The sequence below is a fragment of the uncultured Thiohalocapsa sp. genome (assembly GCF_913063425.1).
Taxonomy (GTDB): Bacteria; Pseudomonadota; Gammaproteobacteria; order Chromatiales; family Chromatiaceae; genus Thiohalocapsa.
In genome coordinates this window covers 73,091-85,958 of record NZ_CAJXYK010000025.1, presented here as the reverse complement: position 1 = coordinate 85,958, position 12,868 = coordinate 73,091, and the positions used below count along the sequence as shown (strand labels likewise).

Below are 12,868 nucleotides of genomic sequence, written 5' to 3'. Positions count from 1 at the left end.
CCGGCGACGAACATCCGCGTCAGCGAGCTTGGCGACAGCTCGGTCAACTTCATCGTGCGCCCCTGGACCAAGACCGCCGATTACTGGACGGTCTACTGGGACCTCCACCGCGCCGTGAAGGAGGCCTTCGACGCCAACGGCATCTCCATTCCCTTCCCGCAGACGGACATGCACCTCCATGTCACGGACAGCGGCAAGGCGACGGGCACGGACGCCGTCGCGGCGCTGACCCGAGGCGACACCCAGCCCCGACGCGAGGTGTCCGACTACGCCAGCGGTGACCATGGCGCCAACGAGCCCGGCGAGGAGGGCGGGGGCGAGCGGGGCTAAGCGGGGCTGGGCCGGCACGACCAGGCCCGGGACCGATTGACTAAGGAACAGTTCAAAACAACTGAAACGGAGGATCTGTAGGGCGGATAAGCACAGCGCATCCACCGCAAGCCGCGATGGCGGATGCGCTGCGCCCAATGTCTGATCAAGGTCCGCCCCACGGTGTTCCCCTAGTTTCTGAACCGTCACTAAGCGTGACTCGAAGCCCGACTCTTCGGCCCCTGGGATACTGGCTGCGGCCTTGATCACGCGCCCGTTCGCATGCGGCGGAGCCCTGCGTGGCCGGTGCTTCCGGCCCGGATGGGGTCGTGCCAGGATGGGCTGCCGATGCGGCCTGCGATCCACGCCCTCGGCGTGATAGCCAAGGCCCTGGCCGGCTCGCGCAGTCATGCCGTCCGGCGAAGCGCAGGGCAGCGGAGGCTTGCGACAAGCCGCGGCGCGCCCAAACTGAGCGCCAGAGGCAACGCTTGCGGCTGAACGCCCCCGTCGGGCTCGCCAGCCGGGGCATCGACGCGGGCACAACGGCCATGACCCCCGACGAAGACACCCTGCGCGCGAGCTTCGGCCGCATCTGGCCGGTGCACAACGACGCCTTCTGCGAGCTGCTGGTGACGCTGCGGCGGCAGTTCGACGGGGATCTGGACCGGATGCTGGTGCTCGCCGTCATCGGCTCCCGCACCCTCTCCCGCGGCCGCACCGACGGCATGTGCTATCACAGCTTCATGGATGGCGAGCGCGCTGACGAGCCCCCTTCCATCAACCTCCAGTCCATCGCGGACTACAGCGGCATCCCGCGAGAGACCGTCCGCCGCAAGCTCCAGGATCTGGAGCGCCTCGGCTGGATCACGCGGCAGGACAAGGGCTACCTCGTCGCCACCGCCAAAGCCGCGGGTGACCTCGAGCCCGCCACCCAGGCGACCATGCGCTACCTGCTCGCCGTCATCGGCGCCTGGAAAGCCGCCGTTTCCGAGCAGGACTCCGGGTCCTAGGTCCCGGGAGCGTCGGCTTCCGGCCGGCCCGCCGTGTTCCCGTCTCAACGCCGGGCACGCGGTGTCAGGCCCTGGAGCCGAACGCAACCTTCCGTGGAATCCGCCGATCTTGCGGTAACAAGGTTATACGGCTCGCCCGTCAAGAAAGCGTGACCACCCCGCCACCGCACCACGCCGCATCACCCAATCTGGGCACCTGCCCAGTTGCCGCCCGGCCGCGCCTCGGCTCAAATCACCTCACCGACAGCTCAACCCAAAGCCGTAACACCATGTACGACCCCCAGGCCTTCCGACTCGACGGCGCCGTCGCCCTGATCACCGGCGCGGGTGCCGGCATCGGCCGCGCCATCGCCGAGACCTTCGCCGGCGCCGGTGCCTGCGTGGCAGTGACGGACCGCGACGACGAGGCGGCGCGGCGGGTCGCGGACCTGATCACCGGCGCCGGCGGCAAGGCCGTCGGCAGCGCCTGCGATGTCACCCAAGAGCAGGACCTCGCCGCCGCGGTGGACCGCGCCGTGGACGCCTTCGGCAGCCTGACCATCCTCGTCAACAACGCCGGCGGCGGCGGCCCGAAGCCCTTCGACATGCCTATGGCGGACATGCGCCTTGCCTTCGAGCTGAACCTGTTCTCCGTTTTCCGGCTCTGCCAACTCGCGGCGCCGCACATGGCGCAGGCGGGCGGCGGTGCCATCCTCAACATCACCTCCATGGCCGGCACCAACACCAACCGGCGCATGGCCTCCTACGCCTCATCCAAGGCCGCCGAGAACCACCTGACCCGCAACATCGCCTTCGATCTCGGGCCGCAGAAGATCCGGGTCAACGCCATCGCCCCCGGCGCGACCCGCACCCATGCCCTAAAGTCGGTCCTGACCCCGGAAATCGAGGCGAAAATGCTCCAGGGTACGCCCATCAAGCGCCTCGGCGAGCCCGCGGACATGGCCAACGCCGCGCTCTTCCTCTGCTCACCCGCCGCGGCCTGGGTCAGCGGGCAGATCCTCACCGTTTCCGGGGGCGGCATCCAGGAGCTGGACTGAAGCCGTCAGCGTCTGCATCTCCGGCGCGGGCCTGTGCAGGGTTCGCTGTGCGGCCCGTCCGTGGGATGGTTGGGATCAGGGTGCTGGGGGCTCCGTCGCACCGCAGGGGTGTTCAACCCTCACATCGCACACCACGATGTTACGTGGGACACCTGACTCCCGCGGTCCTCGTGACCCCCGCGGTCCTCTCGGACGACCACGAACCCGGCACCGGCTGAGACACCGGCGCCGACCGAGCGCGGGCTGACTATCGTCAAGCACCGTCGGCAACGGGCGGCACGCCATCGAGGACCGCGGCCCAGTCCACCTCGACGGCGGGACACGCCGAAGAGACCGACTGACCGGTCAGCTCCTGCACCGTCGGGCGCCCGTAGCCGTCGCGTTCCAACCGGTAGATGGTCACCACAAGGTCCACCGGATGAACCAGCCAGTATTCGCGCACGCGGTGGCGTTCGTAGAGGGCGAGCTTGCGCACCTGATCGTGGCCCGCCGTCCGCGGCGACAACACCTCGACGATCCAGTCCGGTGCGCCACGACACCCCTTGTCGTCCAACTTGCCCGGGTCGCAGACGACGCTGATGTCGGGCTGAACCACGCTGGCGATCCGGTCGTCGGCCTCGTCGGCGTCGGGCAAGCGCACGTCGAACGGGGCGACATTGACCTCGCAATCGCCATCTTCGAGCGCATCGGCGATCACGCGAAAAAGCTCCCCGACCAAGCGTTGATGCTGCCTGGTGGGCGCGGGCGCCATGGCGTAAGCCGCGCCGTCGATGAGCTCGAAACGCTCGTCGTCCGGCCAGCCGCGATAATCGCCGTAGGTGTGTGGGTCGGGGTCCCGCAGGGGTAGAGGCATGTCACCGGTCGCGGTGGATGAGGTCAGGCTCAAGTATCGACAACCGGCGCGAGGCCGACAAGTTCGCCGGCCACGGCGTCGAGCGGAATCAACCGAGGGCTAAGGGGGTCACGGGGCTAAGGGGGTCAGGTCTTGCAATCACGCAGATCTGTGATTGCATGACCTGGCCCCGCGGTCGCTGTTTTTCGAGGTTGAGCTCGATGAAGGGCTGGCAGGGCTGGCAGGCCAGCAGGGAGGCCTGGGCTTGCACCAGCGAGGACTTGCAGCGAGCGTCCCGCAGAGTGCCGGTGCGCCCGTAGGTGTGGTTGATGTACTGTACGCAACGTGGGTCGACCGAGACCAGCGCTTGCGCGCCGCGCGCGGCATGTTCCGGCGTCAGCAGCAGGTGGACATGATTCGTCATCAGCCCGCAGCCGTGCAGCCGACAGTGCTCGCGCGTCAGCGCTTCGCGCAGGCAGCCGAGATCGGCGCGCCGGTCTTGGTCGCCGAAGCAGCAGGCTGCCCAATTGTGCCCTCGCTGCACGATGTGCAGCGGCAACCCGCCGATGTGAATGCCTGTGCGGCGCGGCATGCCCGAGGCTTACCAAAATCGCGCCTGACCGCTTTGCCCGTTTGGCGCGGACTGTGACTGATGTTGCGCGTAGAAAGAACAACTCCCGAGAGGCATCACATGAATAGACAGTTAACTGCGATCATAGAAAAGGAGGACGACGGCTATGTTGCTTTGTGCCCGGAAGTAGATGTGGCCAGCCAAGGAGACTCAGTTTCTGAGGCAAGAAGTAATCTAAGAGAGGCGCTGGAGCTCTTTTTTGAAGCCGCGTCAGAACAGGAAATCGGCGCGAGATTGCACAAAGAGGTCTATGTGACTCAATTAGAGGTGGCAGTTGGTTAAGCTGAAGGTGTTCTCGGGAAGGGAAATATGCGGAATCCTCGAAACGCACGGATTCAAAATAGTGCGCCAGCGTAATGCAAAAACAGCTTGCTGAAACCACCATCACGCTTCCGGTTCCCGATCATAAAGAAATTCGGACAGGAACTTTGTTGTCGATAATCCGCCAATCCGGGCTTAGTCGCGCAGAGCTCGAGTAAGACACTTCGTCCAACCAACAGGTTCGGCCCAACGACCCGCTGCCGCCCAAGAGAGGGGTCACAGGCGACGTCAGATTGCGCCTGATCCACCGCAATGAGCTCTGCATCGAGAGTGACCAGCAGCTCCGCCAACTCGGCACGGCCGTTGTCGCGTTTTGCCACCATCCGGATTCCAGCAGGGTGGCTGCCGATAGCAGTACAGGTTCGGCTTTTAACAAATCTCGATGAAGGACTGGTACCCCAGTTCTTTGCGTAGGATGGCGATCAGCGCCGCTGTATCGACGATCATCGATCTTGATACGGAGGCGTTTCCAACCGATGACGCGGTAAACGAGGCACTGAAGTCCCTCATCCGCATTGGCAAGGCGTCAACTCGCCCAACGCTATTTCCGTATCTCGGGGGACTCGCTTGTCGACTTCCCCTGGCTCAACCAGTTCTCGACAAATAATCCCGGCACGCGGCGAAACTCGCTCTCGTTGGCGGTCACCAGAGTCAACCCCTTAGCCAAGGCATGGGCGGCGATGAGGAGGTCATTGGCGCCGATCGGGGTGCCCACTCGCTCGAGTGCTTGGCGGATCTCGCCGTAGTGCCGGTCCGCGGGTTGGTCAAAAGGCAGTATTTCCAAGGCTGACAACACGGTCTCCAGCTGGGCGCTCAAGCGCTCGGAGCCCTTTTTGGCCGCGCCGAAGCGCAGCTCGGCGGCGACGATAATGCTGGTGCAGACCCGCTCCTCGCCGCACGCGGCGACGCAGTCGCGGAGGCGTCCCGCGGGTCGGCACACGAGACCGGAGACGATGTTCGTGTCGAGCAGATACGCGAGCTTCGGCATGGTGAGGAGAAGCTAGAGCTCGACCGGCTCCGGCACCGGATCCTGGACGTCCGGGAATGCTTCGTCGATGGGCTCGAGGGTCGCCAGCACCGCGAGCAGTCTGGGAGGCGGTACCGGCTCGATGATGAGGCGGTCACCGTCCTTGCGGATCAGTGCTTCCTTACCGGTCAGCTCGAAGTCGCGCGGGATGCGAATCGCTTGGTTGCTGCCATTGGTGAAGAGGGTAGCGCGGCGTGGTGCGCTCATGGGTACGGGCCGAATCAGCATAGGGTATGGCATAGGTTAGCACAGGGCGCAGCACGCGAGGCGATGCGCGGAGCTGGATGACTTCACCGGCACTTGTCATGCTTCCGCTTCACCAGCCGGCAGCATTCTGACAGGACCATCGCGATGTGGATGGGCTCGGCTTGGCCCCACGTTGTACGGTCGTTTGCTGCGAACCGCCCGCTTTCCGATTACCGCCCATTTTGGGCGCTTGCCGATTTGATTTCCGGCAAGCGCCCATACCACTACGACGATAGGCGAAATCGTCTTGCGTGCTGCTCGCCTGTTGCCCGCCGTCGCGAGCCGGCGATGGCCCCCGAAGCTCGAAACAGGCAGTCGCAGCACGAACCGGGCACCTGCGCCCGGCTTCCGCCGAGGCGCCTGGCGGCCCGGCCCAGCCCGGCCCAGCCGGTGCGAGCACTGCCGCAACCCCACGCCAGCTGTACGACCCACCATGAACGTCAAACGCGTTTTGACGGATCCAAAAGCGGTGCTGGCGGCGGTGGCCGGCGGCTTTGCCATCGGGCTTTTCGCCAAACCCGTGGGCGCCGCCCTGTACCCCTTCGGCAGCCTCTACATCGCCTTCCTGTCCATGTGTCTGCTGCCGATCCTGATCACGGCGATCGTCATCGGCATCGCCGGGCTGCTGCGCGACGACAACACCCGGCCGCTGTTCCGGCCCATGGCCGGGCTGTACGTCGTCGGGCTGATCCTCCCCTGCGTGGTGGGCATCGCGACGGCGCTTTTGCTCGCGCCCGGCACCGGGCTCGGCCCTGAAGCGGAGAAGAGCATCGGGGCGCTGATCATCGAATCGCCGGCGGCGGCTCGGGCCGACGGCGGCATCCTCGGCTTTCTGGCGCAGATCATCCCGACCAACCCGTTCGAGGCGCTGAGCGCCAATCAGGTCATGAGCATCGTGTTCCTGAGTGTCTGCCTGGGCCTGGCGCTCGGGCTCATCGAGGGCGATTCGGCCAAGCCTGCGCTCGGCTTCTTCAAGTCCATCTACGACGCCTTCATGCAGCTGTTCCGCTGGGCGATCCTGCTGCTGGCGCCGGGGCTTTTGATGTTCATCTCCGGCGTGGTGGCCGAGATTGACGCCGAGGTGCTGCTGGCGCTGACCAAGTTCGTGATCACCTTCTACGTGGGTGGCGTGATCCTGCTGGTGGCCTACATGCTGCTCTTCTGGCTGGCGGTGCGCGGCCCCGTGGTCGCGACGCTGTCCAAGCTCAGCAACCCGAACGTGCTTGCGTTCATGACCAACAACCCGATCGTCGCGCTGCCGGCGACCCTGGACACGCTGGAGCAGGACTACGGCGTCGACCGGCGGGTGCCGGACCTGGTCATTCCTTTCGGCATCTTCGCCAACCAGCACGGCGCGGTGTTCCTGCTCTCGTTCCTGACCGTGTTCCTGGCGCAGATCTATGTCATCGATCTGGGCTTTCAGGACTACGCCGTCATCGCCATCGGCTCCATCATCGCCGGCGCGACGGCGGTGGGCGGCGGGGCGGTGCTGATCCCCACGGTGGCGCCGATTCTGGGCGCGGTGGGCATCCCCACCTCCCTGGCGCTGGTGGTGCTGGCCACCACGGACAACATCATCGGGCCGATGCGCACGACGCTCACTCTGCAGTCCAACATCACGCTGACGGTGATGACGGCCAGACGCGGGCAGGAGATGCCCGCGAAACCTCCATTGGCGGACGATGCCCGCCCGTCGGAGGCGGCATGAGCAAGAAGCTGCTGCGCAGCATCGCCGCCGGGCTGGCCATGATGTTCAGCCTGGCACTGCCGATGCATCAGGCCGCGGCAGACGAGCCCGCGGTCTTCCCGGACATCCAGCGCATCCTCGATGCCGGCGTTATCCGCGTTGCGCTGCGCGCCGGGGATGCCGCGCCCATGATCATGACCGACGCGAACGGCGCCCCGGCGGGCTCGGAGCCCGACCTGGCGCGCGACCTCGCGAAAAAGCTGGGGGTCGAGGCGGTCTTCGTGCGCACCGCGGACACCTACGACGGCGTCGTCGACGTGGTCGCCCGCAAGGAGGCGGACATTGCCGTTTCCTATCTGTCGAGCGGGGCGCGTCGAGCACGTTATGTATTTTTCTCCCACCCCTACATCAAGCAGAGCGGCCGCCTGGTCTACAACCGCGCCCAGTTTGCGGAGCTCAAGCGCGATCACGGCATCGAGACGTTACGGGCTATCGCCGAAGACCCGGTGGCCACGGAGCTCCAGATGGGCGTTGTCGCGGGCAGCGTGTATGAAACCAACCTGGAACGCGATTTTCCGACGTCGCGGCTGCGGTTGTTCGAAAGCCTCGATGCGATGATGGCGGCGGTGAGAAGCGGCGAGACATTCGCCGCCATGCATGGTGGCCTGCAAATCGACTACTACATGCGCCGCAATCCGGCGACGGCGATTTATGTCGCATTGGACCCGGACATCCGCCAGTCCAGCGACATCCGCATCGCCATTCGTCCCGATGCGCCCAATCTGCTGCGCTGGATCAACCTCTACCTTGCCGATCACGTCGGGATGCTGGACGATGCCGAGATCGTCCAACGCTATTTGAATCAGAATCGGGAATCCGAGTGACGTCGAGACTTTCAGGAGCCGCCCTTGCGGCCTCGATGCTCTGTCCACTGAGTTTGGCGTGGGCTCAAGCTGCGCTCGGTGATGAGATCATCACGACCACGGGTGATCGCCTGACCGGGACCATCCTCGAAGCCGATGGCGACAGCATACTGTTGCAGACGGCGTACGCCGGCATCATCGCCATCGACCGCGGCCAGGTGCGCTCCCTGCGCCGCGGCGCCGCCGTCGGAGACCTGGGCTCAACAGCGCGGCCCGATGCCGCGTCCCCGCCGGCCGCAGGCGGCTCGGACGCGCGTGCGCAGGCAGTCACGACAGTGTGCAAGACAGAGCCGACAACTTCGCCGGCCGGCGCCCCGACGTCATCCCAAACGGCAGCCGCCGCCGAGCCCGCGTCATGGTCGCCGTTCACGCCAGGGAGCGAGCTCGGCGGCCGCGTCAATTTCGCCCTCAGCCACGAGCGCGGCAACACGGACAAGGACGAGATCGACTTCGACTACCAGCTGGAATACCGCCGCGGCTGGCATCGCTTCCGCGGCCTGGGTGCGCTCGAATACGACACCGACAACAGCGAGAAGACCACGGACAAGTGGGCGACCTTCAACCAGTACAGTCGGGTCTTTCCGTCCCGCTGGTATGGCGCCGCCTGGTTCACGCTGGAGCATGAGCGCTTCGCCGACCTGCGCCTGCGGACCCTTGGTGGTCCTGCCGTCGGTTACCTGCTCGCCGAGAGCGAGGCCTTCAACCTGGCCGTCGAGGTGGGCCCCGCGGTGCTCCAGGAGGACTTCTACGGGCACCCAGACCAGAATTTCACCGGCGCGGCCTTGTTCCTGCGCTACGACCAGCTCGTCTGGCAGGACCGACTGCAGCCGTACCACCGCCAGTTCGGCTATGCGGCCCTGGATGGCGACGACAAGTACCTCTGGCAGTCCTGGACGGGCCTGCGGGTGCCGCTGGCCGGCGGCTTCACCGGCGCCGTCGAATTCGAGTACGACTACGACAGCGATCCGGCCCTGGCGGCCGAGACCACGGATACCACGTTGCGCCTGAAGCTCGGTTATGAATGGTGACCCGGGGCGACGCCACGCCATGATGGCGACGCCGCGGCAACCGCGCCGCCTCCTCGCGCTCGGCCTCTGGCTGCTGGCGCTGCTCGCCCCAATCGCAGCCGCGCAGCAGGCGCCGGATGACCAGTCGCCGCCGGTGACGGCGCAGACGCTCCAGGCAAAGATCGCCGAGACCGAAGCGGCGGCCGATCTGCCGGAGGAGACCAAGAGCCGCCTGCTGTCCCTGTATCAACGCGCGCTGAGCAACCTGGAAGCGGCCGCCGCGGACAAAGCCGAAGCACAAGCCTTTCGGGAGGCCCTGCAAACAGCACCGGCAGAGGCTCAGGTGATTCGCGAGCAGCTGACGGCGGCGCGCGCCGCCGGGTCAGACGGACCTCTGCCGGCTGGCCTGGCGGTGGATGACGCGACCCCGCTTGCCGAGCTCGAGACCTTCATCCAACAGGACATGGGCGACCTCGCCCTGACCGAGAAGCGGCTGGCGGACTTGTCGCAGCGCCTCGAGGCGGCGACCGCCCGGCCCGCCGCCATCCGCCAGCGCCTGCAGGCGGCCGAACAGGAACAGACCGAGAACCTGGCGCAACGCCAGCTGCTCGATGCCTCCGGCGAGGCATCGGCAGAGGCGCAGGCGCGGCGCTGGGCGCTGGAGACCCAGGCCGCAGCGCTGGCCGCTGAGATCGAGATGCTCAATCAGGAGCTGCTGAGCCAGCCGGCCCGCCTGGAGCTGCTGGAGGCGAAACGCGACAAGGCGGCCCAGGACGCGGCGGCCATCGGCCGGCGACTCGCGCTGTTGGAGGGCCTCGTTACGCAGCGGCGGCAGGCGGATGCGGAGCGCGCCAAGGCCGCGGCGGAGGCGGCGCGCCTGGAGGCCGAGGGCCGGCACCCCCTGGTGGTGCGGCTCGCCGAGCAGAATGCTGCACTGTCGAGCGACATCGCCGACACCGTCACCCGGCTCGACGAGATCCGGCAGCAGACCGAGACCACCGAGCGGTTGCGCCAACAACTGGAAGGCGACTTCGAGAGCGCGCGCGAGGTCATCGACATCGGCGGCGCCAACCTGAGCGGCGAGCTCGGCAACCTGCTGCAGCAACAGCGCCAGGCCCTGCCCGACCTGCGCACCTTCCGACGTGAAGCGCGGGCGCGCGAAGAACAGGCGAGTGAGAGCGGCGTCAAGCGCGTGCTCCATCGGCGCGAGCAGCAGCGGCTGGCGGACACGGACGCCTATGTCGAGATGCTGCTCGCCGACGCGGGTGTGGAGGATGCGCCCGCATCCATGCGGGCACGGCTCGTCGATCTCGTCGATGAGCGCCGGGCCTTGCTGGACAAGGCCATCGAGTCCGAGGACTTGCTGCTGCGCAGGCTCGGGGAGCTGGAGGCCGCACAATCGAGCCTGTCGACCACCATCAGGCGCTTCGACGAGCTGCTGGACGTGAACCTGCTGTGGGTGCGCAGCGCCTCGCGCACCGAGCTTGCCGCGCTCGGGGCCCTGCCGGATCAGGTCTGGCGGATCGTCTCGCCGAGCGGCTGGGCCGGGGTGGCCGGCGTCCTCGTCCACCAGGTCACCCACTCGGCCGTCTTCGTGCTGCTCGGTCTGGTCCTCGCGGCCTTCCTGTGGGGCCGCAAGCACCTGATCCGGTTCATCGAGGCCACCAGCGAACGGCTCGGCAAGCCCACCACCGACCGCTTCGGTTACAGCCTGCAGGTGCTCGTGGTCACCCTCGTCGCCGCCGCCGCCTGGCCCCTGGTGGCGGCGGTGGTGGGCTGGCAGCTGCAGGTGTCGCCGCGGGCCACCGACTTCTCAATGGCCGTGGGCGCGGCGCTCGTCGCGCTCGCCATGCAGTTCTATTTCCTGCGAGCCGTGCGCCTGATGTGCATCCCGCGCGGGCTGGCGGCTGCCCACTTCCGCTGGCCCGAATCCAGCGTCCGGCTGCTGCGGCGCGAGCTGGACCGGCTGTCCTGGACCTATCTGCCCGCGGCGGGCGTGCTGCTCGTGATCGTCCGTCTCGATCCGCTGAACGCCGGCTGGGCGGCGGGGCGCGTCGCCTTCATGGTCCTCGCCATCACCCTGGCGTTTGCCTTCTTCCGCCTGCTGCACCCGAAGTCCGGTGTCTTCGCCCACGCGGCGAGAGGGGCGCAGGGGCGCACGCTGCCGTTGCTGTACTCGTTTTGGTACCCGCTGCTGGTCGTCGCACCCCTGGCACTCGCGGTGCTGGATGTGCTGGGCTACCTGTACACGGCAAAAATACTGCTCGGTCGGTTCGTGCAGAGCACCTGGATGGTGGTCGCGCTGATCCTGCTGACGGCACTGGCACAGCGATGGGTCAAGGTCACGCGCCGGCGCATCGCCTACGACAAGGCGATGGAACGCCGCGAGGCGGCGCTCGAGGCCCGCCGACGCGATGCCGGGCATGCCGACGGCGAGGACACGGCCGGGCTGACGGAGGTGGAGGAGCCGCAGATCGATCTCGACTCCCTGAGCGATACCACCGGCGGCCTGATCACCACCGCGTTGGTCACGGCGGGCGTTGTGGGGCTGTGGATTATCTGGTCCGATGTCATCCCCGCCCTGCGCGTGCTGGACAACGTGAGCCTCTGGCAACAGACCGTCATGGTCGACGGCGAGGAACGCCTCGACCCGACCACCCTGGCCGATCTCGGCCTGGCATTGGTCATTGGCATCGCAACCTTCGTCTTCGCGAAACAGATTCCGGCCGTGCTGGAGATGATCCTGCTGCGCAGCGCAGACGTCACGGCGGGGGGCCGCTATACGGTCACCACACTGACCACTTACGCCATCATCACCGTCGGCCTGCTGGTGGTCTTCGCGCTCATCGGCGTGCAGTGGTCGCAATTGCAATGGCTGGTGGCGGCGCTCGGTGTGGGCATCGGCTTCGGCCTGCAGGAGATCGTGGCCAACTTCATCAGCGGCCTGATCATCCTGTTCGAGCGGCCGGTGCGTGTGGGGGACATCGTCACTGTCGGCGACACCGATGGTGTGGTGACCAAGATCCAGATCCGGGCGACGACCATTCGCAACTGGGACCGCAAGGAGCTGCTGGTGCCGAACAAGGAATTCGTCACCGGGCGCCTGCTCAACTGGTCCCTGTCGGACCAGATGACCCGGGTCGTGATCATCGCCGGCGTCGCCTACGGCAGCGACGTCGACAAGGCCCTGGCGCTCATGCGCGAGGCGGCCGAGGAGCACGAGCATGTCCTCGATGATCCGGCGCCGATCCTGAGCTTCGAGGGCTTCGGCGACAACTCCCTGACGCTGATCCTGCGCGCATATCTCAGCTCCATCGACTACCGCATCGCGACCATCACCGACCTGCACAAGGCGGTCAACCGCAAGTTCGCGGCGGCCGGCATCGTCATCGCCTTCCCGCAGCGGGATCTGCACCTGGATGCGAGCCGGCCGCTTGCGGTGGAGTTGCGGCGTCCACAGGGTGAATCGGCGGGCACGCCCAGTGACGCTGAAGGGTGGCCGCAATCCAGTGGTGGCCCGAGCACAACATGACCAGGACGGTTGTCTCGTGCCGCGGCTCTGGCCCGGCACGCGGCCCTTCCGGCGGCGCCGCCCAAGGCGTGCACCGGCACCAGGATGGCGATCAAGTCGTCCGTGAACAGGATGCAGTCCAGCACGGGATCGATTTCGAGCCGCCGCGGCTGAACGACCTCGCGCATGCGGCCGCGCTCGGCTGATGTACCTGCTGGATACCAACATCGCCTCCGAGCTGCGCAAGGCCCGATCCGGCAAGGCCGATGCCGGTGTGGCGCAAGGGGCCGAGCAGATGCGAACCGCCGGGCTGTTCCTCCCGGCCAT

Annotated in this window: 13 protein-coding genes and 1 pseudogene; 10 read left to right on the top strand and 4 right to left on the bottom strand. The window is 66.8% G+C overall.

Translation table 11 applies throughout. From position 1 onward, the window contains the following. The 3 genes and pseudogenes from QZ607_RS14660 to hdhA all read left to right on the top strand — a co-directional run. Positions 1–330, top strand: a pseudogene (locus tag QZ607_RS14660) (mechanosensitive ion channel domain-containing protein); the annotation flags it as partial. A 467-nt stretch (positions 331–797) separates the two neighbouring features. Beyond that, complete coding sequence (locus QZ607_RS14655) at positions 798–1,319, top strand: helix-turn-helix domain-containing protein (protein ID WP_295884004.1); 522 nt, start codon at positions 798–800, stop codon at positions 1,317–1,319. A gap of 269 nt (positions 1,320–1,588) precedes the next feature. Further along, the gene (gene hdhA, locus QZ607_RS14650) at positions 1,589–2,356 is read left to right on the top strand and encodes a 7-alpha-hydroxysteroid dehydrogenase (protein ID WP_295884002.1); all 768 of its coding nucleotides are present in this window, start codon (positions 1,589–1,591) and stop codon (positions 2,354–2,356) included. 253 nt (positions 2,357–2,609) lie between these two features. Here the strand turns inward: hdhA and QZ607_RS14645 are convergent, their stop codons facing one another. Next, positions 2,610–3,242 (bottom strand): Uma2 family endonuclease, encoded by a 633-nt coding sequence (locus QZ607_RS14645; protein WP_367268197.1) that lies wholly within the window; start codon positions 3,240–3,242, stop codon positions 2,610–2,612. A gap of 55 nt (positions 3,243–3,297) precedes the next feature. After that, positions 3,298–3,780 (bottom strand): hypothetical protein, encoded by a 483-nt coding sequence (locus tag QZ607_RS14640; RefSeq protein WP_295884000.1) that lies wholly within the window; start codon positions 3,778–3,780, stop codon positions 3,298–3,300. 99 nt (positions 3,781–3,879) lie between these two features. Between QZ607_RS14640 and QZ607_RS14635 the strand changes: the two genes are divergently transcribed. Together QZ607_RS14635 and QZ607_RS14630 are read left to right on the top strand one after the other, a co-directional pair. Further along, the gene (locus QZ607_RS14635) at positions 3,880–4,101 is read left to right on the top strand and encodes a type II toxin-antitoxin system HicB family antitoxin (protein WP_295883997.1); all 222 of its coding nucleotides are present in this window, start codon (positions 3,880–3,882) and stop codon (positions 4,099–4,101) included. A 74-nt stretch (positions 4,102–4,175) separates the two neighbouring features. Continuing rightward, complete coding sequence (locus QZ607_RS14630) at positions 4,176–4,298, top strand: type II toxin-antitoxin system HicA family toxin (protein ID WP_295883995.1); 123 nt, start codon at positions 4,176–4,178, stop codon at positions 4,296–4,298. A gap of 383 nt (positions 4,299–4,681) precedes the next feature. Here QZ607_RS14630 and QZ607_RS14625 read toward each other — a convergent pair whose 3' ends face one another. After that, a complete protein-coding gene (locus QZ607_RS14625) occupies positions 4,682–5,128 on the bottom strand; it encodes a type II toxin-antitoxin system VapC family toxin (RefSeq protein ID WP_295883993.1) in 447 nt (148 codons plus the stop codon). Between the two features lie 12 nt (positions 5,129–5,140). Further along, positions 5,141–5,374 (bottom strand): antitoxin, encoded by a 234-nt coding sequence (locus QZ607_RS14620; RefSeq protein ID WP_295883991.1) that lies wholly within the window; start codon positions 5,372–5,374, stop codon positions 5,141–5,143. A gap of 472 nt (positions 5,375–5,846) precedes the next feature. On the opposite strand from QZ607_RS14620, the gene QZ607_RS14615 reads away from it, so the two are divergent. From QZ607_RS14615 to QZ607_RS14595, 5 genes are all read left to right on the top strand, one after another. Next, positions 5,847–7,121: a cation:dicarboxylase symporter family transporter gene (locus QZ607_RS14615; RefSeq protein WP_295883989.1), complete on the top strand. Its 1,275-nt coding sequence runs from the start codon at positions 5,847–5,849 to the stop codon at positions 7,119–7,121. Positions 7,122–7,159: 38 nt separating this feature from the next. Next, positions 7,160–7,984, top strand: a complete 825-nt coding sequence (locus tag QZ607_RS14610; protein ID WP_295883987.1) for an ABC transporter substrate-binding protein — start codon at positions 7,160–7,162, stop codon at positions 7,982–7,984. A 152-nt stretch (positions 7,985–8,136) separates the two neighbouring features. Then, the gene (locus QZ607_RS14605) at positions 8,137–9,051 is read left to right on the top strand and encodes a DUF481 domain-containing protein (protein WP_295883986.1); all 915 of its coding nucleotides are present in this window, start codon (positions 8,137–8,139) and stop codon (positions 9,049–9,051) included. Further along, a complete protein-coding gene (locus QZ607_RS14600) occupies positions 9,041–12,562 on the top strand; it encodes a mechanosensitive ion channel domain-containing protein (RefSeq protein ID WP_295883984.1) in 3,522 nt (1,173 codons plus the stop codon). The genes QZ607_RS14605 and QZ607_RS14600 overlap by 11 nt, the downstream gene beginning before the upstream one ends. Beyond that, complete coding sequence (locus QZ607_RS14595) at positions 12,559–12,747, top strand: hypothetical protein (protein WP_295883981.1); 189 nt, start codon at positions 12,559–12,561, stop codon at positions 12,745–12,747. The genes QZ607_RS14600 and QZ607_RS14595 overlap by 4 nt, the downstream gene beginning before the upstream one ends. Positions 12,748–12,868: the final 121 nt, after the last annotated feature.

What these genes read in the sequence shown, in the direction of transcription:
- QZ607_RS14615 (WP_295883989.1), top strand. Translation starts at nt 5,847, where the DNA reads ATGAACGTCAAACGCGTTTTGACGGATCCAAAAGCGGTGCTGGCGGCG.
- QZ607_RS14630 (WP_295883995.1), top strand. Translation starts at nt 4,176, where the DNA reads ATGCAAAAACAGCTTGCTGAAACCACCATCACGCTTCCGGTTCCCGAT.
- QZ607_RS14595 (WP_295883981.1), top strand. Translation starts at nt 12,559, where the DNA reads ATGACCAGGACGGTTGTCTCGTGCCGCGGCTCTGGCCCGGCACGCGGC.
- QZ607_RS14635 (WP_295883997.1), top strand. Translation starts at nt 3,880, where the DNA reads ATGAATAGACAGTTAACTGCGATCATAGAAAAGGAGGACGACGGCTAT.
- QZ607_RS14640 (WP_295884000.1), bottom strand. Translation starts at nt 3,780, where the DNA reads ATGCCGCGCCGCACAGGCATTCACATCGGCGGGTTGCCGCTGCACATC.
- QZ607_RS14600 (WP_295883984.1), top strand. Translation starts at nt 9,041, where the DNA reads ATGAATGGTGACCCGGGGCGACGCCACGCCATGATGGCGACGCCGCGG.
- QZ607_RS14620 (WP_295883991.1), bottom strand. Translation starts at nt 5,374, where the DNA reads ATGAGCGCACCACGCCGCGCTACCCTCTTCACCAATGGCAGCAACCAA.
- QZ607_RS14625 (WP_295883993.1), bottom strand. Translation starts at nt 5,128, where the DNA reads ATGCCGAAGCTCGCGTATCTGCTCGACACGAACATCGTCTCCGGTCTC.
- hdhA (WP_295884002.1), top strand. Translation starts at nt 1,589, where the DNA reads ATGTACGACCCCCAGGCCTTCCGACTCGACGGCGCCGTCGCCCTGATC.
- QZ607_RS14610 (WP_295883987.1), top strand. Translation starts at nt 7,160, where the DNA reads ATGATGTTCAGCCTGGCACTGCCGATGCATCAGGCCGCGGCAGACGAG.